The sequence below is a fragment of the Shinella sp. genome (genome assembly GCF_035998705.1).
In the GTDB taxonomy this organism is placed as follows: Bacteria; Pseudomonadota; Alphaproteobacteria; order Rhizobiales; family Rhizobiaceae; genus Shinella.
Genome location: NZ_DASYHH010000027.1, coordinates 555,592 through 582,200, shown reverse-complemented (window position 1 = coordinate 582,200; position 26,609 = coordinate 555,592). Strand labels below are relative to the sequence as shown.

The 26,609-nt window shown below is 64.7% G+C and carries 22 protein-coding genes and 1 pseudogene; 14 read left to right on the top strand and 9 right to left on the bottom strand.

The features are described from left to right. Nucleotides 1–146 precede the first annotated feature (146 nt). From VGN93_RS25880 to VGN93_RS25860, 5 genes are all read left to right on the top strand, one after another. Nucleotides 147–1,193 carry a sugar ABC transporter substrate-binding protein gene (locus VGN93_RS25880; protein WP_327509840.1) on the top strand — a complete coding sequence of 349 codons (1,047 nt, stop codon included), beginning with the start codon at nucleotides 147–149 and terminating at the stop codon, nucleotides 1,191–1,193. A 77-nt stretch (nucleotides 1,194–1,270) separates the two neighbouring features. Further along, the gene (locus tag VGN93_RS25875) at nucleotides 1,271–2,089 is read left to right on the top strand and encodes an ATP-binding cassette domain-containing protein (protein WP_319312459.1); all 819 of its coding nucleotides are present in this window, start codon (nucleotides 1,271–1,273) and stop codon (nucleotides 2,087–2,089) included. After that, nucleotides 2,086–3,330, top strand: a complete 1,245-nt coding sequence (locus VGN93_RS25870; RefSeq protein ID WP_319312461.1) for a sugar ABC transporter permease — start codon at nucleotides 2,086–2,088, stop codon at nucleotides 3,328–3,330. The genes VGN93_RS25875 and VGN93_RS25870 overlap by 4 nt, the downstream gene beginning before the upstream one ends. A gap of 24 nt (nucleotides 3,331–3,354) precedes the next feature. Continuing rightward, complete coding sequence (locus VGN93_RS25865) at nucleotides 3,355–4,083, top strand: SDR family oxidoreductase (RefSeq protein WP_327509839.1); 729 nt, start codon at nucleotides 3,355–3,357, stop codon at nucleotides 4,081–4,083. Between the two features lie 62 nt (nucleotides 4,084–4,145). Next, entirely contained in the window at nucleotides 4,146–5,759 is a 1,614-nt protein-coding gene (locus VGN93_RS25860; RefSeq protein WP_327509838.1) for an FGGY-family carbohydrate kinase, read from the top strand. On the opposite strand, the gene VGN93_RS25855 is transcribed toward VGN93_RS25860, so the two are convergent. Then, nucleotides 5,756–6,736 carry a bile acid:sodium symporter family protein gene (locus VGN93_RS25855; RefSeq protein ID WP_327509837.1) on the bottom strand — a complete coding sequence of 327 codons (981 nt, stop codon included), beginning with the start codon at nucleotides 6,734–6,736 and terminating at the stop codon, nucleotides 5,756–5,758. The two genes, VGN93_RS25860 and VGN93_RS25855, sit on opposite strands and share 4 nt — an antisense overlap. A gap of 93 nt (nucleotides 6,737–6,829) precedes the next feature. Here VGN93_RS25855 and VGN93_RS25850 point away from each other — a divergent pair, with 93 nt between their 5' ends. The 3 genes from VGN93_RS25850 to ggt all read left to right on the top strand — a co-directional run bounded on the left by VGN93_RS25850 (nucleotide 6,830) and on the right by ggt (nucleotide 10,083). Beyond that, on the top strand, nucleotides 6,830–7,699 hold the full coding sequence (locus tag VGN93_RS25850) for a LysR family transcriptional regulator (protein WP_327509836.1): 870 nt from the start codon (nucleotides 6,830–6,832) through the stop codon (nucleotides 7,697–7,699). Nucleotides 7,700–7,782: 83 nt separating this feature from the next. After that, nucleotides 7,783–8,457 carry a GntR family transcriptional regulator gene (locus VGN93_RS25845; RefSeq protein ID WP_327509835.1) on the top strand — a complete coding sequence of 225 codons (675 nt, stop codon included), beginning with the start codon at nucleotides 7,783–7,785 and terminating at the stop codon, nucleotides 8,455–8,457. Between the two features lie 33 nt (nucleotides 8,458–8,490). After that, entirely contained in the window at nucleotides 8,491–10,083 is a 1,593-nt protein-coding gene (ggt, locus tag VGN93_RS25840; protein WP_327509834.1) for a gamma-glutamyltransferase, read from the top strand. Between the two features lie 42 nt (nucleotides 10,084–10,125). Here ggt and VGN93_RS25835 read toward each other — a convergent pair. Together VGN93_RS25835 and VGN93_RS25830 are read right to left on the bottom strand one after the other, a co-directional pair. Beyond that, nucleotides 10,126–10,289, bottom strand: a pseudogene (locus tag VGN93_RS25835) (alpha/beta hydrolase); the annotation flags it as partial. Nucleotides 10,290–10,310: 21 nt separating this feature from the next. Beyond that, the gene (locus tag VGN93_RS25830) at nucleotides 10,311–10,925 is read right to left on the bottom strand and encodes a pyridoxamine 5'-phosphate oxidase family protein (RefSeq protein WP_327509833.1); all 615 of its coding nucleotides are present in this window, start codon (nucleotides 10,923–10,925) and stop codon (nucleotides 10,311–10,313) included. Between the two features lie 106 nt (nucleotides 10,926–11,031). Here VGN93_RS25830 and VGN93_RS25825 point away from each other — a divergent pair, with 106 nt between their 5' ends. After that, nucleotides 11,032–11,955 (top strand): LysR substrate-binding domain-containing protein, encoded by a 924-nt coding sequence (locus VGN93_RS25825; RefSeq protein WP_327509832.1) that lies wholly within the window; start codon nucleotides 11,032–11,034, stop codon nucleotides 11,953–11,955. Here VGN93_RS25825 and VGN93_RS25820 read toward each other — a convergent pair whose 3' ends face one another. The 5 genes from VGN93_RS25820 to VGN93_RS25800 all read right to left on the bottom strand — a co-directional run bounded on the left by VGN93_RS25820 (nucleotide 11,956) and on the right by VGN93_RS25800 (nucleotide 19,481). Next, on the bottom strand, nucleotides 11,956–13,170 hold the full coding sequence (locus tag VGN93_RS25820; RefSeq protein ID WP_327509831.1) for an adenylate/guanylate cyclase domain-containing protein: 1,215 nt from the start codon (nucleotides 13,168–13,170) through the stop codon (nucleotides 11,956–11,958). Between the two features lie 125 nt (nucleotides 13,171–13,295). Next, nucleotides 13,296–13,697 (bottom strand): methylmalonyl-CoA epimerase, encoded by a 402-nt coding sequence (gene mce / locus VGN93_RS25815; protein WP_327509830.1) that lies wholly within the window; start codon nucleotides 13,695–13,697, stop codon nucleotides 13,296–13,298. An 8-nt stretch (nucleotides 13,698–13,705) separates the two neighbouring features. Further along, nucleotides 13,706–15,832 carry a methylmalonyl-CoA mutase gene (gene scpA / locus VGN93_RS25810; protein WP_327509829.1) on the bottom strand — a complete coding sequence of 709 codons (2,127 nt, stop codon included), beginning with the start codon at nucleotides 15,830–15,832 and terminating at the stop codon, nucleotides 13,706–13,708. Further along, on the bottom strand, nucleotides 15,832–17,835 hold the full coding sequence (locus VGN93_RS25805) for an acetyl/propionyl/methylcrotonyl-CoA carboxylase subunit alpha (protein ID WP_327509828.1): 2,004 nt from the start codon (nucleotides 17,833–17,835) through the stop codon (nucleotides 15,832–15,834). The genes scpA and VGN93_RS25805 overlap by 1 nt, the downstream gene beginning before the upstream one ends. 113 nt (nucleotides 17,836–17,948) lie before the next feature. Next, nucleotides 17,949–19,481, bottom strand: coding sequence for an acyl-CoA carboxylase subunit beta (locus tag VGN93_RS25800; RefSeq protein WP_327509827.1), 1,533 nt, complete (start codon nucleotides 19,479–19,481; stop codon nucleotides 17,949–17,951). Nucleotides 19,482–19,607: 126 nt separating this feature from the next. On the opposite strand from VGN93_RS25800, the gene VGN93_RS25795 reads away from it, so the two are divergent. Together VGN93_RS25795 and VGN93_RS25790 are read left to right on the top strand one after the other, a co-directional pair. After that, nucleotides 19,608–21,044: a helix-turn-helix domain-containing protein gene (locus VGN93_RS25795; RefSeq protein ID WP_327509826.1), complete on the top strand. Its 1,437-nt coding sequence runs from the start codon at nucleotides 19,608–19,610 to the stop codon at nucleotides 21,042–21,044. Between the two features lie 39 nt (nucleotides 21,045–21,083). After that, on the top strand, nucleotides 21,084–21,749 hold the full coding sequence (locus tag VGN93_RS25790; RefSeq protein ID WP_327509825.1) for a DUF2161 domain-containing phosphodiesterase: 666 nt from the start codon (nucleotides 21,084–21,086) through the stop codon (nucleotides 21,747–21,749). 126 nt (nucleotides 21,750–21,875) lie between these two features. Here the strand turns inward: VGN93_RS25790 and VGN93_RS25785 are convergent, their stop codons facing one another. Continuing rightward, nucleotides 21,876–22,763 (bottom strand): LysR family transcriptional regulator, encoded by an 888-nt coding sequence (locus VGN93_RS25785; protein ID WP_319312491.1) that lies wholly within the window; start codon nucleotides 22,761–22,763, stop codon nucleotides 21,876–21,878. Nucleotides 22,764–22,847: 84 nt separating this feature from the next. On the opposite strand from VGN93_RS25785, the gene VGN93_RS25780 reads away from it, so the two are divergent. From VGN93_RS25780 to VGN93_RS25770, 3 genes are all read left to right on the top strand, one after another. Next, the gene (locus tag VGN93_RS25780; protein ID WP_327509824.1) at nucleotides 22,848–24,179 is read left to right on the top strand and encodes an aspartate aminotransferase family protein; all 1,332 of its coding nucleotides are present in this window, start codon (nucleotides 22,848–22,850) and stop codon (nucleotides 24,177–24,179) included. Nucleotides 24,180–24,294: 115 nt separating this feature from the next. Next, nucleotides 24,295–25,446, top strand: a complete 1,152-nt coding sequence (locus VGN93_RS25775) for a hypothetical protein (RefSeq protein ID WP_327509823.1) — start codon at nucleotides 24,295–24,297, stop codon at nucleotides 25,444–25,446. 85 nt (nucleotides 25,447–25,531) lie between these two features. Then, complete coding sequence (locus VGN93_RS25770; RefSeq protein ID WP_327509822.1) at nucleotides 25,532–26,608, top strand: ABC transporter ATP-binding protein; 1,077 nt, start codon at nucleotides 25,532–25,534, stop codon at nucleotides 26,606–26,608. Nucleotide 26,609 lies beyond the last annotated feature (1 nt).

Sequence of the window (26,609 nt, the reverse complement as noted above, 5' to 3'; positions counted from 1 at the left end):
AGTCAGACGGAGCATCGACGAACCGGACGTTGCGGCAGTGCCGCAGCGAACGATGATCTGCGCGCCTCGCGTGCGCGGAAGGCGTCGGTCCTGTCGCCCTTGTCGGCTTGAGGACGCTGGCGAAAAATCAACCGTGGAGGAACCCAATGAAGACGCTTACCTATTTGCTCGCATCGACCGGCCTCGTCCTGTCGCTTAGCAGCGCCGCCCTTGCCCAGGAAGGGGCGACCGTCGCCTTCCTGATGCCCGACCAGGCCTCGACCCGCTACGAGCAGCACGACTATCCCGGCTTCAAGGCCGAGATGGAAAAGCTGTGCCCGAGCTGCACCGTGATCTACCAGAATGCCAATGCCGACGTCGCCCTCCAGCAGCAGCAGTTCAACTCGGTGATCGCGCAGGGCGCCAAGGTCGTCATACTCGATCCGGTCGATTCCGCCGCGGCCGCAGCACTGGTCGAAATCGCCCAGTCACAGGACGTCAAGGTCATCGCCTATGACCGCCCGATCCCCGACAAGCCGGCCGATTATTATGTCTCCTTCGACAACCAGGGCATCGGCAAGGCCATCGCGCAGTCGCTGGTCGACCATCTGAAAGCCAAGGGCGTTGCCGATGGTGCGGGCGTGCTCCAGATCAACGGCTCGCCGACCGATGCGGCCGCCGGTCTTATCCGCGACGGCATCGACTCCGCGCTCGACGCCTCGCCCTACAAGACGCTCGCCGAATTCGACACGCCGGACTGGGCGCCGCCGAAGGCGCAGGAATGGGCGGCCGGCCAGATCACCCGCTTCGGCGACCAGATCGTCGGCATCGTCGCGGCGAACGACGGCACGGGTGGCGGCGCGATCGCGGCGCTGAAGGCGGCCGGCGTCAAGGAAATGCCGCCGGTCACCGGCAATGACGCGACGATCGCGGCCCTCCAGCTGATCATCTCGGGCGACCAGTACAACACGATCTCCAAGCCCTCCGAAATCGTCGCGGCGGCTGCGGCCGGCGTTGCGGTGAAGCTGCTCAAGGGCGAAACTCCGGAAGCGACCCACAAGCTCTACGAAACGCCCTCGCAGCTTTTCGTGCCGGCTGTCGTGACGGCGGAGAACATCAAGGCCGAAATCTTCGACAAGGGCATCAACAAGCCGGAAGAAGTCTGCACCGGCGAATATGTTGAAGGTTGCCGTAAACTCGGCATCATCAACTAACCTGCCCATCGTGTCCGGCCGTTTGACGCGGCCGGACACCCGATCAGTCGAGGTCAGCCCCAGAGGTTCCAGAGGCCATGACAGCCACGCTTCAAAACATCCCCGCCAAGGGAGAATCCGTGCTGCGCCTGAGCGGCATATCCAAGAATTTCGGCGCCGTGTCCGCCTTGACGGATATCGATCTCGACGTGAAGGCCGGCGAAGTCGTCGCCCTTGTCGGCGACAACGGCGCGGGCAAGTCGACGCTGGTCAAGGTGCTCGCCGGCGTGCACCAGGCATCCTCCGGCACGATCGAATTCTGTGGCGAGCAGGTGACGCTCGACAGTCCCGCCAAGGCGCTGGACCTCGGCATCGCCACCGTGTTCCAGGACCTGGCACTCTGTGAAAATCTCGACGTCGTGGCGAACCTGTTTCTCGGCCACGAAATGTCGCCCTGGGCGCTCGACGAAGTCGCCATGGAAGTGCGCGCCTGGACGCTGCTGCGCGAGCTTGCCGCGCGCATTCCCTCCGTGCGCGAGCCGATCGCCTCGCTCTCCGGCGGCCAGCGGCAGACGGTCGCCATCGCGCGCTCGCTGCTGCTCAATCCGCGGCTCATCATGCTGGACGAACCGACGGCGGCGCTCGGCGTCGCGCAGACGGCGGAGGTGCTGAACCTCATCGAGCGCGTGCGCGACCGCGGCCTCGGCGTCATCATCATCAGCCACAACATGGAAGACGTGCGCGCCGTCGCAGACCGCATCGTCGTGCTGCGGCTGGGCAAGAACAACGGCGTCTTCACGCCCGAATCCTCCAATCAGGAGCTGGTCTCCGCCATCACCGGTGCCACCGACAATTCCGTCTCGCGCCGCGCTGAACGCAAGTCGCATGTCCAGGAAAATCACGGGGGTGCCGCATGAGCCAGAATCCTTCCCAGCCGACACTCGACCGCAGCGACGAGCGCGTGCGCCACGACGACAGCCTTTCCGCCATGGCGAAAGGGTTCATCGATCGCGTGCGCTCCGGCGACCTCGGCATGCTGCCGGTCGCCGTCGGCCTCGTCGTCATCTCCATCGTCTTCTCGGCGCTGAACCCGATCTTCCTGGCGCCAAACAACCTGGTGAACCTGCTGTTCGACTGCGCCACGGTCGGCGTCATTTCGCTCGGCATCGTCTGTGTGCTGGTGCTCGGCGAAATCGACCTCTCCGTCGGCTCCATGAGCGGGCTCGCCTCGGCCCTGGTCGGCGTCATCTGGGTCAATATGGGCTGGCCGGTCGCGGGTGCGATCATCGTCGCGCTGGTGGTCGGTGCGGGCGTCGGCATGCTTTACGCCATGCTCTACAACCGCCTCGGCATGCCGAGCTTCGTCGCGACGCTTGCCGGCCTGCTGGCATTGCTTGGCCTGCAACTCTATATCCTCGGCCCGACCGGCTCGATCAACCTGCCCTATGCCTCGCCGCTCGTGCGCTTCGGCCAGATCCTGATCATGCCGGACTGGCTGTCCTATACGCTGGCGCTCGTGCCGGGCCTCGTGATGATCGGCCGGGGACTGCGCACGCGCACCCAGCGCCTTGCCGCGAACCTCTCCGCCCAGCCGATGCGGGCGCTGATCCTGAAGGCCGTCGTGCTGACGGTGGTGCTGGAAGCGGCCGTGTTCTACCTCAATCTCGGCCGCGGCATTCCGTGGATGTTCGCGCTGTTCATCGCGCTCGCCGTGATCCTCAACTACGCGCTGACGCGCACCAAATGGGGCCGCTCGATGTTCGCCGTCGGCGGCAACAAAGAGGCCGCGCGCCGCTCCGGCATCAATGTCCGCCGCATCTATATGAGCGCCTTCATGCTCTGCTCGACGCTCGCGGCGCTCGGCGGTATCCTCTCGGCCTCGCGGCTTGCCTCGTCCAGCCAGCAGGCCGGCACGGGCGACGTCAACCTCAATGCGATCGCCGCAGCGGTCATCGGCGGCACCAGCCTGTTCGGCGGACGCGGCAGCGCCTATTCCGCGCTGCTCGGCATCATCGTCATCCAGGCGATCTCGAACGGCCTGACGCTGCTCAACCTCTCGTCGTCTCTGCGCTATATGATCACCGGCGGCGTTCTCGCCATCGCGGTTATCGTCGATTCGCTTGCCCGTCGCTCCCGTGTCAGCCACGGTCGCGCTTAACATACTGGAATGGAGTTCTAGACCATGGCTGACCTCATGAAGGGCAAGATTGCCGCCATCACGGGTGCCGCATCCGGCATCGGCCTCGAATGCGCCAGGACCTTGCTTGCCGAAGGCGCGAAGGTGGTGCTCGTCGACCGGGCGCAGGACAAGCTGGAACAGCTCTGCAAGGAGCTCGGCCCGAACGCCCTGCCGCTCGTCGTCGATCTGCTGAAACCGTCCGAGGTGTCCGGCATGCTGCCGCGCATCCTCGACATTGCCGGCGGGCTCGACGTCTTTCACGCCAATGCCGGCGCCTATATCGGCGGCCCGGTGGCGGAGGGTGATCCGGATGCCTGGGACCGCATGCTGAACCTCAACATCAACGCGGCCTTCCGCTCGGTCCATGCGGTGCTGCCCTACATGATCGAGCAGAAGACGGGCGATATCCTGTTCACCAGCTCGATTGCCGGCGTCGTGCCCGTCATCTGGGAGCCGATCTACACGGCCTCGAAGTTCGCCGTGCAGGCCTTCGTGCACTCGACCCGCCGCCAGGTGTCGCAGCATGGCGTGCGTGTCGGCGCGGTCCTGCCGGGGCCGGTGGTGACGGCGCTGCTCGACGACTGGCCGAAGGAAAAGATGGACGAGGCGCTGGCCAATGGCAGCCTGATGCAGCCGAAGGAAGTGGCCGATGCCGTGCTCTTCATGCTGACCCGGCCGCGTAATGTCACGATCCGCGACCTGGTGATCCTGCCCAACAGCGTCGATCTCTAAACAAGCGGCGGGCGGCATGAGGCCGTTTGCCGGAAACATTTCTGATTGCAGGCGGTAGCCCCATGAACACCCCTTCCTCCGAACGCTACCTGGTCGGCGTCGACGTCGGCACGGGAAGCGCCAGAGCCGGCCTCTTCGATCTCAACGGCCGCATGCTGGCCTCGGGCAAGCGCGACATTTCGCTGTTTCGCGAGGCGGGCGCGATGGTCGAGCAGTCGAGCACGGAAATCTGGGCGGCCGTCTGCGCATCGGTGCGCGAGGCCGTCGCCAAGGCGGGTGTGGCACCGGAGCAAGTCGCCGGCATCGGTGTCGATGCGACCTGCTCGCTGGTCGTGCTCGGCAAGGAAGGGGCGCCGCTGCCCGTCGGGCCGTCGGAAAATCCCGAGCGCGACATCATCGTCTGGATGGACCACCGGGCCGTCGATCAGGTCGAGCGCATCAATGCGCTTGGCCACGAGGTTTTGCGCTATGTCGGCGGCCGCATCTCGCCGGAGATGGAAACGCCGAAACTGCTCTGGCTCAAGGAAAACCGTCCGCATGTCTTCGACGCCGCCTGGCAGTTCTTCGACCTGGCGGATTTCCTCACCTGGCGCGCGACAGGCGATCTCGCCCGCTCCACCTGCACTGTCACCTGCAAATGGACCTATCTGGCGCATGAGAAGCGCTGGGACCCGAGCTATTTCCGCGAGATCGGTCTCGGCATTCTGGCGGACGAGGATTTTTCCCGCATCGGCCAGCAGGTCGTCGAGCCCGGCACACCGCTCGGCAACGGCCTCACCGCGCGCGCGGCGGAAGAACTCGGCCTTGCCGCCGGCACACCGGTCGGCGCCGGCATGATCGACGCCCATGCGGGTGGTATCGGCACGGTGGGTGTCGATGGCCCGCCGGAAAACAATCTCGGCTACGTCTTCGGCACGTCGTCCTGCACCATGACCTCGACCCATGAGCCGGTCTTCGTGCCGGGCGTCTGGGGGCCTTACTTTTCCGCCATGGTGCCCGGCATGTGGCTGAACGAGGGTGGGCAGTCGGCGGCCGGCGCCGCGATCGAACAACTCCTCTCCTTCCATCCGGCGGCCGGTGAAGCGGCCGCACTGGCAAAGACACGCGGCCTCTCGCTGCCGGTTCTGCTCGCCGAACTGGCGGCTGAAAAGGCAAAAACGTTGTCAGCCGTGGTGGAATTGGCCGACGGCGTACATGTCGTGCCGGAATTCCTCGGCAATCGTGCGCCTTTCGCCGATCCGCACGCCCGCGCGGCGATCGTCGGCCTCGGCATGGAGCGTGATCTCGACAACCTTATCTCGCTCTACATTGCCGGCCTCTGCGGCATCGGCTACGGCCTGCGCCAGATCATCGAGACACAGACCGCGGCCGGTGCGCCGATCGACAAGATCGTGATCAGCGGCGGCGCCGGCCAGCTCGATCTCGTGCGCCAGCTTTTGGCCGATGCGACGGGCAAGCCGTTGCTGGCAACGCGCGCCGAAGAACCCGTCCTGCTCGGCGCCGCCATTCTCGGCAGCGTCGCGGGCGGCGCCTTCCCGAATGCGCGCTCGGCGATGGCGGCCCTTTCGAGGACCGATCGGACCTATCACCCGGCGGAAGGCGAAACGGCTGCCCAACACGCCAAGCGATACGATGCCTTCACCCGGCTGCAAGCGCTAAGCCGCGAAATCCGCTAGACGGCGTCGGGTATCGCGGTCGCCTTGCGCTCGGCGTAGATCCGGGCGAGCCAGGCGCAGACCATCAGCTGGATCTGGTGAAACAGCATCAGCGGCAGGACGATCGCACCGATCGGCTGGCCGGCGAAGATCACGCCCGCCATCGGCACGCCGCTCGCCAGGCTTTTCTTCGAGCCGCAGAAGACGGCGGTGATACGATCCTCGCGGTTGAAGCCGAAGAGCTTTGCGCCAAGGCTGGTGACGAGGAGCACGACCACGAGCAGCAGGGCGTCCAGCGCGACGAGCATGGCCAGGTCCTGTGCCTCCAGCTGGTGCCAGACGCCCTCCGTCACCGCATCCGAGAAGGCGAGATAGACGACCATCAGGATGGAGCCGCGGTCGAAGGGCGTGAGCAGTGACTTGCGCGCGCGCACCCACTTGCCGATGAAGGGCTGCAAGAGCTGGCCGGCCACGAAGGGCAGGAAGAGCTGGAGCATGATCTTCCAGACCATGTCGAACGACACGCCGACATGACCGCCGGCCGAAAACAGCATGGCGACAAGGGCGGGCGTCAGGAAGATGCCGAGAATGTTGGAAGTCGAGGCGGCGCAGATCGCCGCCGGCACGTTGCCGCCGGCAATCGAGGTGAAGGCGATCGACGATTGCACCGTCGACGGCAGCACACACAGGAAAAGCAGGCCGAGATAGAGCGGCTGCGTGATCAGCCAGGGCGACAGGATGCCGAGCCCGAGGCCGAGCAGCGGGAACACCACGAAGGTGGTCGCCAGGATGAAGATCTGCAATCGCCAGTGCAGGAAGCCGGCAATCACCACGTCGGTGGAAAGGCGCGCACCATGCAGGAAGAACAGGCCGGCGATCGCGATATTGGTGGCAATCCCGAACCACGCTGCCGGCTCGCCGGAAATCGGCAGAAGGGAGGCAAGGCCCACGGCGGCGATGAGAAGCAGGGTGAAGGTATCGGGGAGAAGGCTTTTCATGGGACGGTCCGGAATCCATCAGTCTCGACAGGCTGCCGATCTTTGATATCCTGATTCACAATGCAAGGAATAACAGTTATCGAGGATCGCGATATGCTTGACATGGTGCAGTTGCGCAGCTTCGTGACGGTGGCCCAGCTCAAGAGCTTCACGCTCGCCGCCGAACGGCTGGACCTCGGCCAGTCGACCGTCAGCCAGCATCTGCAACGGCTGGAGCGCAGCCTGAGCCGACGCCTCGTCCATCGCGACACGCACACGGTCCGGCTCACCGCCGACGGGGAAGCCCTGTTGCCGCACGCCCGACAGCTCCTCGCCCTGGAACGCCAGGCCGTCGCGCAGTTCGAGGCCGAAACGCCGCGCGGCGTCTTCCGGCTCGGCGTTTCCGAGGATCTGGTGAGCGGACAGCTGCCGGGCTTGCTCGAGGATTTTATCGCCGATTATCCCTCGGTCGATCTCCAGCTTTCGGTCGCGCTGTCGAAGTCGCTCGCCGAAATGCAGGATCGCGGCGAGCTCGATCTCGTCATGGCCAAGCGTCGGATCGGCGACAAAAGGGGCGACGGGGTGCTGCGCGAGCCGCTTGTCTGGCTGGCGAGTGATCCCGAAGCGGTGCTTGCGAAACCCGCCCTGCCGCTGATCGTCTTCCCGCCGCCGAGCGTGACGCGTGTGCTGCTGATGGAGGCGCTGGAACGCAGCGGCATGCCTTGGCGCATCGTTTGCTCGTGTCACAGCCTCAGCGGGCTGACCGCGGCGGCGCGGGCCGGCATGGGCGTGCTCGTCCAGCCGCGCAGCCTCGCCCCGGCCGGGCTTCGCGAGATCGTCCCGCCCCACCTGCCTGTTCTGGAGGATGTCGAGTTCGTGCTCGTCACCGCGGCCTCGGCCAACCGCGCCACCGTTTCTGCCTTCTCCAGCCGGGTGCGGGAACGGTTCGGCAAGGGTTTTGTGCCGACAGCGAACGCCGGCTGATTATTTCGGCACGCGCCGGCTTGACGGTGCACATCGGCAGTGATTGGATAAGTGGATACAAAAATACTTTTTGGTTCCATGCCATGTCCGCAGGTTTCTCCAGCCAGCCGAATGCCGCCGCGACCGCGGAGGAGGAAGCCTATCGCCATATCCAGCAGGCGCTGCGTCTTGGCCGCTACAAGGCGGGCGAACGGCTGATCCCCGAGGATATTGCCGCCGAGATCGGCATGAGCCGCATGCCGGTTCGCGAGGCCTTCCGGCGGCTTGCCTCGGACGGTCTCGTGGTTCTGCGTCCCAATCGCGGCTGCATCGTCGCCGGCCTCACGCTCGACGAATTGTACGAAGCCTTCGAGATGCGCTCCGTGCTGGAGGGACTTGCCGTGCGCCTCGCGGTTCCCCGCATCGACGAGGATATGCTGGATGAACTCGAACGGTTGCTCGCGCGCATGGAACGCGCCGGCCAGAGCGGCAGCAGCGACTGGGTCGTGCGCCACCAGGAGTTTCACGGCCGGATCTATGCGCTGAGCGGCCGGCCGAAACTCATTCACCAGATCTCGGCGCTGCATGTGGTCATCGAGCCCTACATGCGCATCTGGTTCGACTATGTCGACAAGCCGCTTTCCGCCCGGGAGGAGCATGCGGCGTTGATTGCGGCGCTACGTTCGGGCGATGCGCGCCACGCCGAACAGGTGATGCAGGAGCATATTCTCGGCACGGCGCCCCTGCTGGCCGATTTCGCGACCCCGAGCCGGCGCTGATTCCAGCGGCTGGCCACGAAGAAGAGGAACAGCATGCGCAATTTCGAGAAGCCGACACGGTCCGTCGCCGTATCCCGCCAGGCGATGGCGGCGACATCGCATCCGTCCGCGACGCTGACGGCATTGCAGATCATGGAGGCCGGCGGCAATGCCATGGATGCGGCCATTGCCGCGTCCGCCGTGCAATGCGCCGTCGAGCCGGGCTCGACCGGCATCGGCGGCGACTGTTTCGTGCTGTTCGCGCCGGAGGGCTCCGACAGGGTCGTCGCCTTTAACGGTTCCGGCCGCACGCCGGTGGCGCTGACACTCGACTGGTTTATCGAGCGGGGCCTGACGGAGGTGCCGCGCCAGTCGCCGGCGGCGGTGACCATTCCCGGCGCCATCGATGCCTGGGTGCAACTCCACGCCGATCACGGCCGACTTCCGTTCGCCGATGTCCTGGCCCCGGCAATCCGCTTTGCCGCGGAAGGTTATGCGATCACGCCGCGGGTGCATCGCGACTGGTCGCTGGAGGAGGAGTTGCTGGCGGCCGATCCGACCGCCGCGCGCATCTTCCTGCCCGCCGGTCGCGCGCCGAAAATCGGCGAGGTCCACCGTCAGCCGGAACTCGCCGAAACGCTGAAGCGGATCGCAGTCGATGGCCGCGACGGCTTCTACACCGGGCCCGTCGCGGAAGACATGGTGTCCTATCTCCGTTCGCTCGGCGGACTGCACAGGATGGAGGATTTTGCGACGGCGCGCGGGGCCTATGTCACGCCGGTCACCACCGATTTTCGCGGATACACGATTCATGAATGCCCGCCGAACGGCCAGGGCATCATCGCGCTCCTGATCCTCAACATCTTGAGCCGCTTCGAGGCGAAGGGCGATCCGCAATCGCCCGACCGGCTGCATATCGAGATCGAGGCGACGCGGCTCGCCTATGCCGCGCGCGACGCCTGGCTCGCCGATCCGGACAAGGCGGATGTGCCGGTTGAAGAGTTACTGTCGGACGCATTGGCCGACAGGCTGGCCGGCATGATCGACCTTCGCGGCGCGTTGACTGACTTGCCGCCCTTCGACATGCCGCTCCATCGCGACACGGTCTATATTTCCGTGGTGGACCGCGATCGCAATGCCGTCAGCTTCATCAACTCGGTCTTCGACAGTTTCGGCACTGGTCTCGTTGCGCCGCGCTCGGGCGTGGTCCTGCACAATCGCGGCCAGAGTTTCTCGCTGAAACCCGGCCATCGGAACGTGGTGGCGCCGCTGAAGCGGCCGCTGCACACGATCATCCCCGGCATGGTCACGCGCGCCGGAAGGGTCGAGATGCCCTTCGGCGTGATGGGTGGCTACTACCAGGCGATGGGCCATGCGCACCTGATTTCCAAGGTGTTCGACTACGGCATGGATTTGCAGGAGGCGATCGACCTGCCGCGGTTGATCCCGAAATCCGACGGCACGCTTGTCGAGGCGGAACACACGCTGCCGGCGGCGACCGCCGAAGAGCTCCGCCGACGCGGCTTCACGATCGCCCCGGCGGAGGATCCCATCGGCGGCGCGCAGGCGATCCGCATCGACTGGGAGAACGGCACGCTGACCGGCGGCTCCGAATCGCGCAAGGACGGCATCGCGCTCGGCCTCTGATGGGCAACGAGCGCCGGCCAAGGGCTGGCGCTCGCCGCTATCTCAGGCCCTGAGAAAGACACTGATCGCGTCAGCGATTTCGTCGGCATGGGTTTCAAGTGCAAAGCGGCCCGTATCAAGAACCTGGGCGTCCGGGAGATAGCGCTTGTAGGCTTGTTGCCCGAGAACGCTAGAAGCCTCGGCTGATGCTCGCGGAAATAGGCCTGGAGAGATGAAGCCGGCGCAATTCAGTCGGCCCGGGCTCTCAGTTCGGCGTTTTCCGCTTCAAGTGCCGCGAGACGCTCGCGCAACGGCTGGACAGCATTGGCGATCTCGTCTTCGGTAAACCGCGGAACGATGTGCTGCGGGCAGTTCCAGTCGAAGGCTTCGAGCCGCAGGCGGAAGATGCGCTCAAGCTTCGCCCTGTACGGGCCATCCGTGACCAGCGCGGTCAACGCTGGGTCCTCGTCCAGCTCCAGTCTTTCGACATGGGCATAGATCTTCAGCCGCGCCCGTCTCGGATAATCCATCAGGAAGAGGCAGGCGCGGTCGTTCGCCGCGAAATTTCCGGTGCTTATGTATTGCCGGTTGCCGCGATAGTCCGCGAAGGCCAGGGTCCGGTCATCGATCACCTTGAGGAAGCCGCGCGGGCCGCCACGATGCTGGACATAGGGCCAGCCGGTCTCCGACACGGAGGCGATGTAGACGCTGTCGCGCTCGGCGATGAAGGCTTTTTCGTTCTCGCCGAACCGGTCGAACTCCCGATGCCCGCGAAAGTCCGACCAGATGCCGTCGGCTCCCATTTCGGCCTGCACCGCCCGCACGCTCGGCGTCACTGCAATGTCCATAAATCCGTAGCCCATGGCCGCGCTCCAACGATTGACTTCGATGGAAATGAATTTAGTCATTTCGATTTACGGGATAATCAGCTATTTCTGGTTATGAACTAACCGAAAAATGGGAATATGGATGGATCGTCTCGGCGCCATGTCCCTGCTGATCGACGTCGTCGATAGCGGCAGCTTTTCAGCGGCGGCAAGACGGCTGGGCGTGCCGCTGACGACCGTTGCCAGGAAAATTTCCGACCTTGAGGCGGCGCTCGGGGCAAAGCTCCTTGTCCGCACCACGCGCAAGCTCAGCCTGACCGATGCCGGGGTTACCTACCTGACCGCCGCCCGGCGGATCATCGATCAGGTGGATGAGGCCGAGCGCGAGGTTTCTGGCGAATTTACCGCGCCCAAAGGCGAGCTCGTCATCACAGCACCGGTGCAGTTCGGCCAGCTTCATGTCCTGCCGATCGTCGCCGACTTCCTCGACCAGTTTCCGGACATCAACATCCGGCTGCTGCTGCTCGATCGAAACGTCCAGCTCGTGGAAGATCACGTCGACATGGCGGTGCGCATCGGCAGGCTTCCCGACAGTGCGATGATCGCGACGACCGTCGGCTCGATGCGCACGGTCATCTGCGCGAGCCCCAGGCTGCTGGCGGTCCACGGCGTGCCGCAGGCGGTGGCCGCGTTGCAGGAGATGCCCTGCATCGTTTTCGACGGCCCCGGTTCCTCCGCCAACTGGCGGCTTACCGATCCGCAGACGAAGGCATCCACGCTGGTCCCGATGGCGCCGCGCCTTTCGGTCACGACCGTCGAGGCGGCCATTCGCGCGGCCCTCCTCCATGTCGGTGTTATACGGCTGTTCCAGTATCAGGTCGCGGATGCCGTCAAGGCGGGCAGCCTGCGGATCGTTCTCGAGCCGTTCGAACCGGAGCCGGCGCCGGTGAACGTCGTGCATGCGGCGCGCGGCCAGATGCCGCTGAAAATGCGCAGCTTCCTGGATTTCGCCTTGCCGCGGCTGCGGCGCCGCCTGCTGGAATTCCAGGGCGCGAGTGCCGGCTAGTCAGGCTTGCAGGCGCCGTGGGGCGTGCAGCCGCCGCTTGCGCGTCACGCCTTTCAGGCGGAACTGGCCGAGATCCTCGAACGTGTCGCTCTCCGAGGTGGAGAGCAGGGCAAACAGGTCGTCCGAGATCAGCAGCGGGCGATCGACCTTTCGGGTGGCGGCGACGATGCGCGAGGCTTCGTTGACGGCCGGCCCGATGACGGTGAAATCCAGCCGCTCGTCGCTGCCGATATTGCCGTAGAACACCTCGCCGACATGGAGCCCGACATGGACGGTCGTGGTGGCGAGCCCGGCGGCCTGCCGCGTCGTGTTGAGCGCGTCTATGCGTTCTGCGAGGTCATGCCAGGCCTTGAGGCTTGCAGCGGCGGCTTCCTGTGGGTCGGCATGGTTGAAGATGGCGAGCGTGCCGTCGCCGATCAATTTGAGGACGTCGCCGCCCGCCCCATGCACGGCGGAGATGACCGCCTCGGCATAGTCGCCCAGCATGGCGATCAGTTCGTTGCCGGGCACGCTTTCCGAGAGCGAGGTATAATTGCGCATGTCCGAGAACCACAGCACGGCGTGGATGCTGTCGACCTTGCCCCGCTCGATGCGTCCCTTGAGCACGCGCCGCGCCGCATCGCGCCCCAGGTAAACCTCGGCGAGCGAGCTGGTGATCTGGCGCAGTGCCGTGGATTTCACGGCCAGCGCGAAAGCGGGCACGATGCGCCGCAGGCAAACGAGATCCTCCTCGCTGAAGCCGCCTGGCCGTTTTGTCGACCACCGCGAAAACAGCCCGTCGATCTCGCCGATCGAGGCCGTGCTTCCCAGCCTGTGCAACTGGACGAAATAGTCGGTGTGGCCTGCCTCCCGCATGTCGTCGAGCACCGGGAATGTATAGTTCCCGTAGTTGGAAAGCAGCACGCGCACTTCATCGAGCCCGTTTTCCAGGAGATGATGGAACGGGCTGTCGAGCCATTGCTGTTCATAGCGTACGGCCTCCAGCCGCAGAAAATCCCGCCGCCCGGCATTGGCCTCTTCCTTGACGTCCCAGAAATAACCCTGCGATTCGAGCACGGGATGCAGCGTATCGATGAAGATCACCGCCTGTTCGAGCTCGATGCCCAGCAGGCGGAGCCGGCGGCAGAAGCCCGCGAGCAGCTCGGCCGGGTCCGTCCCGTCCAGCCCCTGCCGCACGAGCCAGTCCACGATGTTGCCGATCTCTTGCTGATCCAAGGACACACTCCGAAGGTGAGAACCAGGCGCGACGCACCCGTCAAGCAAGATCGATAAAGGTGCGTAGCGCCGCAGGCAATCGCCTGAAGCGCCGATTGTAAAGATAGAGCCTTTGCTGCTCGAACCTAGATTTCTTCGAATTCGACGAGCGCGCCGTGAAAATCCTTCGGGTGAGCGAAGAGCACGGGTTTGCCGTGGGCGCCGATCTTCGGTGTGCCGTCGCCGAGGATGCGGGCGCCGGTGGCGCGAATGGCCTCGGCTGCCGCGCCTATATCCGCGACCTCGAAGCAGAGATGGTGGATAGCGCCGGCCGGGTTCTTCTCCAGGAAACCGGCGATGGGGGAGGTCTCGCCGAGAGGATGGAGCAGTTCGATCTTGGTGTTGGGCAGCTCCACGAAGATGATGGTGACGCCATGTTCGGGCAGGTCCTGCGGGGCGGAGATCTTTGCGCCGAGCGCGGCGTAGCGGTCCGCGGCCGCAGCAAGGTCGGGAACGGCGATGGCGACGTGGTTGAGCGCTCCGAGCATGGCTTCTCCTATTGGTTGCGGATGCGGCCCTCGACGAGGTCGAGCACGGCATTGGCGGCATCGAGCACGTTGGTGCCGGGGCCGAACACGGCCGATACGCCGTGTTCGAGCAGGAAGTCGTAATCCTGGCGCGGAATGACGCCGCCGACGACCACGACGACGTTCTGCGCCCCGCGCTCGCGCAGTGCCGCGACCAGCGCCGGCGCAAGCGTCTTGTGTCCGGCGGCAAGCGAGGACATGCCGACGACCTGCACCTTCGCGCCGACGGCAAGGTCGGCCGCCTCCTCCGGCGTCTGAAAGAGCGGCCCCATCAGCACATCGAAGCCGAGGTCGCCGAAGGCCGAGGCGATCACCTTCGCCCCACGGTCGTGGCCGTCCTGGCCGAGTTTCGCCACCATGATCTTCGGCCTGGCGCCGTGCTCGGCAATGCGGCCGGCAAGCGTCCTGTATTCCGGGTCGTCGCCATAGGCGGGGCCGTAGATATCGCCGACCACGTCGGGCACGGCGGCGTGGTCGCCGAAGGCGCGGCGCATGGCATCGGAAATCTCCCCCACCGTTGCACGCGCCCGCGCCGCGGCGACGGCCGCTTCCAGAAGGTTGCCTTCGCCGGTCTTCGCGACCGTTTCCAGTGCTGCGAGCGCTGCGGCCACCGCCGCGCCGTCGCGCCGGCGGCGGATGTCTGCGAGCCGTTTGACCTGCGAGGCGCGTACCGCGCTGTTGTCGATCTCCAGAATGTCGATCGGCTGTTCGTCCTCCAGCCGGTATTTGTTGACGCCGACGATCACCTCGTCGCCGCGGTCCACGGCGGCCTGCCGGCGGGTCGCGGCCTCCTCGATCAGGCGTTTCGGCAGTCCCTCGATCACGGCCTTCGTCATGCCGCCCATCGCCTCCACCTCTTCGATCAGCGCCCAGGCCTTTTCGGCAAGCTCATGGGTAAGGCTTTCGACATAGTAGGAGCCGGCCAGCGGATCGACCACCTTGGTGACACCCGTCTCGTGCTGGAGGATGAGTTGGGTATTGCGGGCGATGCGGGCGGAAAATTCCGTCGGAAGCGCAATCGCCTCGTCGAAGGAATTGGTGTGCAGCGACTGCGTGCCGCCGAGCACCGCCGACATCGCCTCGAAGGCGGTGCGTACGATGTTGTTGTAGGGGTCCTGCTCCTGCAAAGAGACGCCGGACGTCTGGCAATGGGTGCGCAGCATGCGCGAGGACGCCTTCTTCGGCTGGAACTCGTCCATCACACGGTTCCAGAGCAGGCGGGCAGCGCGCAGCTTGGCCGCCTCCATGAAGAAATTCATGCCGATCGCGAAGAAGAAGGAGAGGCGGCCGGCGAACTCGTCGACGGAGAGCCCCTTGGCGATGGCGGCGCGCACATATTCACGCCCGTCGGCGATGGTGAAGGCGAGTTCCTGCACCAGCGTCGCGCCCGCCTCCTGCATGTGGTAGCCGGAGATCGAGATCGAGTTGAACTTCGGCATTTCGCGCGCCGTGTAGTCGATGATGTCGGCGATGATCCGCATCGAGGGCTGCGGCGGGTAGATGTAGGTGTTGCGGACCATGAACTCCTTGAGGATGTCGTTCTGGATGGTCCCGGACAGGTTTTCGCGCGCGACGCCCTGTTCTTCGCCGGCGACGATGAAACTTGCGAGGATCGGGATCACCGCACCGTTCATCGTCATGGAGACGGAGATTTTCTCCAGCGGAATGTTGGAGAAGAGGATCTTCATGTCCTCCACGCTGTCGATGGCGACACCCGCCTTGCCGACATCGCCGACGACGCGTGGGTGGTCGCTGTCGTAGCCGCGGTGGGTGGCCAGGTCGAAGGCGACGGAGACGCCCTGCTGGCCGGCGGCGAGCGCCTTGCGGTAGAAGGCGTTCGAGGCCTCGGCCGTCGAGAAGCCGGCATATTGCCGGATCGTCCAGGGTCGGCCGGCATACATGGTGGCGCGCGGGCCGCGCACGAAGGGCGCAAAGCCCGGCACGGAACCGAGATGGCCGGTGCCGGCGAGGTCGTCCTGCGTATAGAGTGGTTTGACCGCGATGCCTTCGGGCGTCTGCCAGGTCAGCGTGTCGGGCGAGGCGCGCAGTTCCTTTTCCGCCAGCGCTTCCCAGTCCGCAAAAGTCTTGCCGGCCATCATTCGAACTCCAGGATCGTTTCGTCCACGGCCAGGCTTTGCCCGATCGTGACGGCGATGCGCCTGACCGTGCCGCGGCGCTCGGCCTTCATCGCGTTTTCCATCTTCATCGCCTCGACGGTGGCGAGCGTCTGTCCCGCCTCGACCGTTTCGCCTTCCGTGACGAGAAGCGTGGTGATGACGCCGGGCATAGGGCAGAGTAGCAGCTTCGACGTATCGGGCGGCAGCTTTTGTGGCATCAGCCGGGCGAGCGCCGCCACGCGGGGCTCACGCACATGCGCCGTCACGTCCGTGCCGCGCCAGCGCAGGCGGATCGCCGATCCGACGAGATCCACCTTTATGCCCATGCGCATGCCCGCCACAGTAAAGATCGCGTGGCGGCAGCCGGGCGTCCATTTGCCCACGACAGTCAGCGTCTCGCCATCGTCGAAATGCACGGCAAGACCGTCCTGGCCGGTTTCCAGCGTCAGCGCGTGGTCGCCGCCGGCAAGGCTTGCGACCCATTCGCGACCGACGATGCGGCGGTGGTTACCGATCGTGCCGGAGATCTTCGCGGCGCGTTCCTGCAAGGCCTGCTGGACGAAGGCGGCGACGGCGGCAAGCTGCCGGGCGGCGGCTGCATCCGGCGCGACGCCGTGGAAACCATCCGGAAATTCTTCCGCGATGAAGGCGGTGGTGAGCTGTCCGTCGCGAAAACGCGGGTTGCCCATCACGGCGGAGAGGAAGGGCAGGTTGTGGCCGATGCCTTCCACCTCGAAATCGTCGAGCGCGCGCGCCATGGCGTCGATGGCGGAGAGCCGGTCCGGCGCCCAGGTGCAGAGTTTTGCGACCATCGGGTCGTAATACATCGAGATCTCGCCGCCCTCGAAGACACCGGTATCGTTGCGCACCACGGTGCCGTCCGCCTGCTCGCCTTCCACCGGCGGGCGATAGCGGGTGAGGCGGCCGATCGACGGTAGAAAATTGCGGTAGGGGTCTTCGGCATAGAGGCGGCTTTCGATGGCCCAGCCATCGAGGCGCACGTCCTCCTGCCCGAAGGCAAGCCTCTCGCCGGCCGCCACGCGGATCATCTGCTCGACGAGGTCGATGCCGGTGATCAGCTCCGTCACCGGATGCTCCACCTGCAGGCGCGTGTTCATTTCGAGGAAGTAGAAGTTGCGCTCTCCGTCGACGATGAATTCCACCGTTCCGGCGGAATGATAGCCGACGGCCTTGGCGAGCGCCACGGCCTGCTCGCCCATCGCCTTGCGCGTCGCCGCGTCGAGAAAGGGCGAGGGGGCTTCCTCCACGACCTTCTGGTTGCGCCGCTGGATGGAGCATTCGCGCTCGCCGAGATAGAGCGTGGTGCCGTGTTTATCGCCCAGCACCTGGATCTCGATATGGCGCGGCTGCGTCACGAATTTCTCGATGAAGATGCGGTCGTCGCCGAACGCGCTCTTCGCCTCGTTCCTGGAGGACTGGAAGCCCTCGCGTGCCTCGGCATCGTTCCAGGCGATGCGCATGCCCTTGCCGCCGCCACCGGCAGACGCCTTGATCATCACGGGATAGCCGATGCGAGAGGCGATCGTTACCGCCTCGTCGGCATCCTCGATCAGCCCCATATGGCCGGGCACCGTGCTGACGCCGGCCTCGGCGGCGAGCTTCTTCGACGTGATCTTGTCGCCCATCGCCTGGATCGCGCCCACCGGCGGGCCGATGAAGGCGACGCCTTCCTTTTCCAGCGCCTCGGCAAAAGCAGCGTTTTCCGACAGGAAGCCGTAGCCCGGATGCACCGCGTCCGCGCCGGTCTTGCGGATGGCCTCAAGTATCTTGTCGATGACGATATAGGACTGGGATGACGGCGCGGGGCCGATATGCACCGCCTCGTCGGCCATGGTGACATGCAGTGCGCCCCGGTCGGCATCGGAATAGACGGCGACGGTGGCGATACCGAGTTTCCGCGCGGTCTTGATGACGCGGCAGGCGATTTCGCCGCGGTTTGCGATGAGGATTTTCTTGAACATGCAGTCTCTTACCTATCCGCCCGTCATCCTCGGGCTTGACCCGAGGACCCAACACGGCCGCGGGCATCAGAATGTGGATGCCCGGGTCGAGCCCGGGCATGACGGAGGGGAGGTTACAACGGAATCGTGTCGTGCTTCTTCCAGCGCGTTTCCACCTGCTTGCCGCGCAGGGAAGCGAAGGCGCGGGCGATGCGGCGGCGCGAGGAATGCGGCATGATCACTTCGTCGATGAAGCCGCGCTCGGCGGCGACGAAGGGGTTGGCGAAGCGTTCCTCATATTCCTTCGTGCGGGCGGCGATCTTTTCCGGGTCGCCGAGTTCGGAACGGTAGAGGATTTCCGCCGCACCCTTGGCGCCCATCACCGCGATCTCGGCGGTCGGCCAGGCATAGTTCACGTCCGCGCCGATATGCTTGGAGGCCATCACGTCATAGGCCCCGCCATAGGCTTTTCGCGTGATCAGCGTCACCATCGGCACGGTGGCCTGGCTATAGGCGAAGAGGAGTTTCGCGCCATGCTTGATGACGCCGCCATATTCCTGGGCGGTGCCCGGCAGGAAGCCCGGCACGTCGACCAGCGTCAGGATCGGGATGTTGAAGGCATCGCAGAAGCGCACGAAACGCGCGGCCTTGCGTGAAGAATCGATGTCGAGGCAGCCGGCCAGCACCATTGGCTGGTTGGCGACGACGCCCACCGTCTCGCCCTCGATACGCACGAAGCCGGTGATGATGTTCCGGGCGAAAGCCTCCTGGATTTCGAAGAAATCGCCCTCGTCGGCGACCGCCGTGATCAGTTCCTTCATGTCGTAGGGCTTGTTGGAACTGTCGGGGACCAGCGTGTCGAGCCGCGCCTCCAGTCGCGCCGGGTCGTCGTGGAAGGGGCGCAGCGGCGGCTTTTGGCGGTTGTTGAGCGGCAGGAAATCGAACAGGGCGCGGACCTGCTCCAGCACCTCGATGTCGTTTTCATAAGCGCCGTCGGCGACGGAGGATTTTTGCGTGTGGGTGCGGGCACCGCCCAGTTCCTCGGCGGTGACGATCTCGTTGGTGACCGTCTTCACCACATCCGGGCCGGTGACGAACATGTAGGACGAATCGCGCACCATGAAGATGAAATCGGTCATGGCCGGCGAATAGACCGCGCCGCCCGCGCACGGCCCCATGATGACGGAGATCTGCGGGATGACGCCGGATGCCTCGACATTGCGCTTGAAGACATCGGCATAACCGGCAAGCGAATCCACGCCCTCCTGGATGCGCGCACCGCCGCTGTCGTTGAGGCCGATGACCGGGGCACCGTTCCTTACCGCCATGTCCATGATCTTGCAGATTTTCTGCGCATGGGTTTCCGACAGCGAGCCGCCGAGCACGGTGAAGTCCTGGCTGAACACATAGACCTGCCGGCCGTTGATCGTGCCCCAGCCGGTGACGACGCCGTCCCCGGCCACCTTCTGCTCGGCCATGCCGAATTCCACCGCCCGGTGGGTGACGTACATGTCGTATTCCTCGAAGGAGCCCTCATCGAGCAGCACGTCCAGGCGCTCGCGCGCCGTCAGCTTGGCCTTGGCGTGCTGGGCATCGATACGGCGCTGGCCGCCGCCAAGCCGCGCCGCCTGCCGGCGGGCTTCGAGTTGGTCGAGAATTGCGTGCATCCGGTCCGTCCATGGAAAGGGTCAACTTGATCCTGCTTACGGCCGATGCCGGCAGAAATGAACGCTTGATCGGGTGCACATGTAGGCGTTACACATTTTGCAAAGTAAATTTGCAAAGTTGCAAACATGGCTGCGAACAAACTCTATATCGGCCGCAAGGTGCGGGACCTGCGCCAGGCGAACCGCGCCACGCAGGCGCAATTCGCCGAGCGCCTCGGCATTTCCGTCTCCTATCTCAACCAGATCGAGAACAACCAGCGTCCGGTTTCGGCCGGCGTGCTGGTGGCGCTCGCGGAAAAGTTCCGCATCGACCTTGCCGAACTCTCCGGCGGGGAGGGCGACCGGCTGGTTTCGGCCCTGTCGGAGACGCTGACGGACACGCTTTTCGACGGCTACACGCCGAGCCTTCAGGAGTTGAAGCTCGTCACCCAGAATGCGCCGGGATTCGCGCATGCTCTCATTGCCGCGCACCGGGCCTACCGCCACAATTCCGAACAGCTCGCCAGCATCAACGACACACTGGGCCGCAGCCTCACCGCCGCAGAGGCGACGCCTTACGAGGAGGTGCGCGACTTCTTCCACTTCGTCGACAACTATATCGGCGATCTGGATATGCTTGCAGAAGCGCTGGCGGCCGAGATCGGCATCGGCGATGCGGATCCGGGGCCGGTCCTCTCCGGCTATCTCGAACGGCACTATGGGGTGAGGGTCGCGCGCGCGACGCAGAACGACGACCTCGTGCGCGCCTATGATCCCGAGGCGCGTCTGCTCACGCTCAATCCCTATCTGCCCGCGCCGACCCGCCATTTCCAGATTGCCCTCCAGATCGCGCAGCTTCATGCGGAGGCGGTCGTCGATAGCGTCGCGGCCGGCGCCGGTTTCCGCACGACGGAAGCCTACGAGATCTGTCGCATCGGCCTGCACAATTATTTTGCCGGTGCGTTGCTTTTGCCCTATCGCAGGTTCATGGCGGCGGCGCGCGAGGTGCGGCACGATCTCGACCTGCTCGCCGCGCGTTTCGGGGCGAGCCTCGAGCAGGTCTGCCATCGCCTGTCGACGCTTCAGCGGCCCGGCCAGAAAGGCGTTCCGATCTTTTTCGCCCGCATCGACCGGGCAGGCAACATCACCAAGCGCCACAGCGCGACCCGCCTGCAATTCGCCCGCTTCGGCGCGGCCTGTCCGCTGTGGAATGCGCACCAGGCCTTCGAAAGCCCCGGCCGCATCACCCGCCAACTCGCCGAAACGCCGGATGGTGCGCGCTATCTCTGTCTCTCCATGCAGGTCTCGCGCGGCGGGCGCGGATTCCGCCGGCCGCAGCAGCACTATGCGCTGGCGCTCGGCTGCGAGGTCTCCTACGCGGAAAACTTCGTCTACGCCGATGATATGGACCTCACCAACGCTGGCGCCTACGACCCGATCGGCATTTCCTGCCGCATCTGCGAGCGCACCCAATGCGCCAGCCGCGCCGTGCCGCCTCTCAAGGGGCGCCTGGTGATCGAGCACAACATGCGCCGCACGATCCCCTATTCGATCCGTCCGGCGAGGGATGCGCCGCAGTCCTGACGGTGCTATTGGCGTTTCCGACATGGATTTCAGGCCGACATGGAAACTTCGCTTTACCTCCCGATCAAAAACTTTCTCGAGAGCGCCGGTTATACCGTCAAGGGCGAAATCGGCGGCTGTGATCTCGTCGGATTGAGCGAGGGCGATCCGACCTTGGTGGTCATCGGCGAATTGAAGCTCGTCTTCAATCTCGAACTGATCCTGCAAGCCGTCGATCGCGCCGCGGTGGCCGACGAGGTGTGGATTGCGGCCCGCATTTCCGCCAAGGGCAGAGGGCGGGAGAGCGATCGGCGGTATCGCGACCTCTGCCGCCGGCTCGGGTTTGGCATGCTTGGGGTTTCGGATGCCGGCGAGGTGAGCGTCATCGTGAGCTCGGTATCCCCCATGCCCCGCAGCAACCCGAAGCGCCGCACACGGCTGGTCAAGGAGCACCGCAAGCGCGCCGGCGATCCGGCGCTCGGCGGTTCGACGAAGGTGCCGATCATGACGGCCTACCGCCAGCAGGCGCTCGCCTGCGCCGCCGCCATGGCCGATGGCCCGCAACGGCCGCGCGACCTCAAGCCGATCGTGCCCACCGCCGGCCAGATCCTGCTCAAAAACTACTATGGCTGGTTCGAGAAGGTCGACAAGGGCGTCTACAGGCTCAGCGATGTCGGCGCGCTGGCTGTGGAGAATTCGAGGCGGACGGCCGAAGGCGCGAAATAGCGGGCTGCCGGCCTTACGCATGCCGGACAGACCGCAGCGACGGCGCTCTTCATGGTCCGAAAAAGAAGCGCTGGTCGCCAATATCGCCGTGGCACTTCGGAGGCTGTCCATGGGGGAGCTGTTGTTCTAGCGGGCGACGGATCGCGCGACGTCGATAAGCTCCCTGACGAGCGGGTTTGCCGGATGTTTGTAACCGATGGCGATGACGCATTCGTCCATGTTGGTGATCGTGCGGAAGGCGACGCCGGGACGGGCGTAGAAGCGGGCGGTGCTTTCCGCCGTGATGCTGATGCCCTTGCGCATGGCGACCGCCTGCAATTCGGAATCCACCGTCGCCGCTTCGAAGACGACGCGGGCCTCGCGGCCGTTGCGGTACTGGCCGGCCAGCCAATAGTCGCGCCAGATGCCTGAGCCTGGCGCCGCGATGAAGGGCTCGTCGAGCAGTTGTTCCACCTCGACGGTCTCTTGCAGGCTGAGCGGATGGCCGTCCGGCAGGCAGGCGACGCACCGTTCCCGCGCGATCTCGACGATGTTGATATTGGTCGTATCGACCGGCGGGCGGAAGATGCCGCAGTCGACCTTTCCGCTGGCAAGGCCCGCATCCGGGTTGTTGAAGTCGTATTCGATGAATTCCAGCGTGGCATTGGGAAACCGGCGCTCGAATTCCTGGGTGATCTTCGGGATGAATTCCACCGCCGTGCCGATGAGATAGCCGACCCGCAGGGAATTGTGCACGGAGAGCTGGAGCGACTTTACGTCCCTGTAAAAACTCTCCATCGCCCGGTTGAGCTTCTGGGCATATTCGCAAAGTGCCTCGCCATCTTTCGTCAGGGTGACGCTACGCGTCGTGCGCTGGAAGATTTCGAAGCCCAGCGTCTCCTCGAGCTGGCTGATGGTTTGCGACAGCGCCGGCTGCGAGACCGCGAGCTTTTCGGCGGCGCGCGCAAAGCTCCTCTCGCCCGCGACGGCAAGCAGGCAGCGGACGTGCCGTAGCTGGATATTCATAAGCGCCATGAATTAATCCTTTCGCTAATCGTCCTTGTTGTCAACGCGCTTTCATGGGGTAATCGCGCTCATAAAAGGTGAGAGGAAAAAACCATGAATGTCGCACAAACGGCTGTAAAATCGGACGAATATCGGATCGAGGAGGGGAAGCGCTCGCTGATCCACGATCCGGTCGAAGGGGACAACACCAAGATCATGCTCGTTCGGGCGCGCGGCTCCCATGTCTGGGACGACAAGGGCAATCGTTACCTCGATTGTACCTCGCAGGCCTGGTCGAACAATCTCGGTGCCAACGATCCCCGTGTCGTCGAAGCGGCGATCGCCCAGCTCCGGGAAATCACCCATGCGCGGCCGAACTTCAACACCAAGCCGCTCTTGACGCTGACGTCCAAGCTGCGCGAGATCTCGCCCGACGATCTCAATCGCATCGGTTATGCGCTGCATGGCAGCCTCGCGGTCGAAATGGCAATCAAGCTCGCCTTCAAGAACCGCCCCGGCGCGCAGAACCTGATCGTCCTGCAGGACGCCTATCACGGCCGCTCGATCACCACGATGGCGGCAAGCTGGCCGCACCCGAACAATCCCTTCCTGCCAATCTCGCCGCGCTTCACCCGCGTGCCGCATCCCGATCCGTACCGGCCGCGCCTCGGGCTCGATCCCGAGACCGACGTGCAGCTCTGCCTGTCGCTGCTCGAAGATGCGATCGACAGGGGCGTCGATGGCGGTGTCGCCGCGATCATGATGGAGCCGATCATGGGCAATGGCGGCCATATCGTGCTGCCGCATTCCTACCTGCAAGGCGTTCGCGAGATCTGCGACCGTCGCGGCATCCTGCTGATCTGGGATGAAATCCAGAGCTGCTTCGGCCGCACCGGCAAGATGTTCGCAGCCGATTTCTACGGCATCGTTCCCGATATCATGACCTTCGGCAAGGGCATCGGCGGCGGCTTCCCGCTGGCCGGCATCTTCGCCAGCGACAAGCTGCAAAAGTTCGATTCCGGCGAGGATGCGCTCACCTTCGGTTCCTTCCCGGTTGCGATGGCCGCCGCGGTCGCCACGGTGGATGCGATCATCGGCGACGGGCTTTGCGAGAAGGCGCATGCGCTCGGGGACTATGCCACCGGCCGCCTTCATGAGATGGCGGGGCGCCGCAAGCTGATCGGCGATGTCCGGGGGCCGGGCCTCTTCGTGTCGATCGAGCTGGTCAAGGATCGCGACAGCAAGGAGCCGGCGCGTGCGGCCGCCGCAGAGGTCTATCGCCGGGGTGTCGACCGTGGTGTGCTGTTCGGCGAAAGCCGCTATGCCGGCCTCGGCAACCTGATCAAGGTCAAGCCTCCGCTGGATTGCTCCATGGAGGACATGGCCCACGCGCTCGACGTGCTCGACGAGGTGCTGGGCTCGATCGAAGCGGATGGCATCGCCTGACCTTTTTATCCGAAAATAAGCTTCCGGCGGTAAGTCTGCCGGAAGCATTGGGAATGACAAGACGTGCCGAAGCACGCGACGCTGTTCAGCAAGACCAACAAAGGGGATCACGACAATGTTCGACAGGAAGTTCACACGCCGATCCGTTCTCGCCGCCGGCACCACGGCGGCGCTTGCCATGCCTTTCATACGGCCGTCCTGGGCGGCACCGGACCAGGTCCGCGCGCTGATGTGGGAGGCCTATCTTCTGCCCGACCAGATCACCGCCTTCGAGGAGACCAACAAGGTCAAGTTCGTCCCGACCTTCTTCGACGGCAATTCCGAGGCCTATAACAAGCTGCGCGTCGGCGGCTCCAAGGAATTCGACCTGGTCCAGGCCGACGGCTTCTGGCCGCAGCTCTACTATCGCGAAAAACTGCTGCGCACGGTCGATTACGCCAAGGTGCCCAATGCCGGCGGCTACCTGCCGGAGTTCCAGGCCGCGGCCTTCGACGTGCTTTCCGAGCCGGAATCGGGCGGGAAGATCGGCTTTCCCTTCTGCTGGGGCGCCTATGGCATCACCTATGACGCCGGCAAGGTGGCGCCGGAAAAGACCGAGACGCTCGAATGCATGTTCAATGCCGATTACTCCGGCATGCTTTCGACCAGCTCCCGCTTCGAGGAGAACATCGCGCTCGCGGCTCTTCTGGTCACCGATCGCCTGGGCAGCCGCACCAAGCCCCGGCCGGACGGCAAGCCGTTCAACCCCTATGTGCTGACCGACGAGGAGCTTGCCGAGATCGAGAAACTGCTCGTCCAGCAGAAGGCATTGCTGCTCACCCGCTACCAGGACAATCCGACGCTCTTCCAGCTGCTGCAAAGCGGCGCCGTGGTGGCCGCCACCGAGTTCGCGCAGGTCTTCCGCCAGTTGCTGACGGCTGAAAGCCAAGGCGCTCCGGCCGTCGACTTCCGCCATGCGCTCAAGATGAAGGAAGGCGGGCTCGGCTGGGTCGATACCTGGCTGGTCACGTCCGGCGTCGAGGACGGGCCGAAGCTCGACCTCTGCTACAACTTCATCGACATCATGATCTCGGCGCCGGTGATGAAGAAGATCGGCGAAGTGGCGGGTTGCTCGACCACGGTCGACCTGCGCGCCATATCGACGGAGGACGAGCGCAAGCTCTTCCTCATGGACCGTTCGAGCGAGATCGCCGACCTCTTCATGTTCGACCAGCCGTCCTCTCCTGAAAAGTGGGAACGTGTATGGTCGAACGTACAGGCGGCGTGACCTGCCCGTATTCCACCCTCCCAGATACGGCGGCCGGGGCGGCTTTCACGCCCTGGCCCCCATCTCATGAGCACAGGTCCATGTCATGCGACAAAGCGATTCCTATATCCGGATTGACAATGTTTCGCGCCGCTACGGCGCGGTAAAGGCGCTGGACAGCGTCACCCTCGACATCGCCAAGGAGGAGTTCATCGCCATCCTCGGGCCGAGCGGATCGGGCAAGAGCACGCTGCTCCGGCTGATCGCCGGCCTCGACCGGCCGACCGAGGGCCATATCAGTTTCGAAGGCAAGGACGTCACCGGGCTGCCGCCCCACAAGCGCGGCATCGGCATGGTGTTTCAGGAGTTCCTGCTCTTCCCGCACCGGACGGTGCGCGAGAACCTCGCCTTTCCGCTGCGCATGCGCCGGGAGCCGCAGGCTTTGATCGACGAGCGGCTCGAATGGGCGGCCGGCATCCTGTCGCTGACGGCGCTGCTCGATCGGTATCCGAGCCAGCTTTCCGGCGGCCAGCAGCAGCGCGTCGCGCTTGGCCGCGGTCTCATCGCCCGGCCGACATTGCTGCTGCTCGATGAGCCGCTGGCCAATCTCGATCGTGAACTGCGCCAGGAAATGGAGGTCGAGATCCGCCGCTACCAGAAGCAGCTCGGCATCCCCTTCATCTATGTCACGCACAACCAGGAAGAAGCGCTCAGCATGAGCGACCGGATCGCCGTGATCCACAATGGCCGGCTGGAGGCACTGGATGTACGCCAGGCGATCTACGACAATCCTCCGACGCCCTTCGTCGCCCGATTCGTCGGCAAGTCGACGAAATTCCAGGGCACGGTGACGCCGGACGGCAAGACGGTGCGGGTCGCCCGCTACGACCATGAATTCCCGCTGCCCCCGCAGGAAAAGTTTCGGCCCGGCGATGCGCTCGACGTGTTCGTCAAGAACGAGCGCTTCGACCTGAGCCCGAAATCCGCTGGCGGCAGCGGCATCGTCTGCACGGTGTCCGATATCGTGCTGCGCGGGCCTTTTCTCGAATATATCCTGGAGACCGATCGCGGCGATACGGTGATCGTCGTCAAGCCGAAGCGCAACGACCCGCTGCCCATTCAGGAGCGTGTCCTGCTTTCCTGGGCGCCGTCCGATTGCCACATCTTCAAGGGGGGGAGCTGAC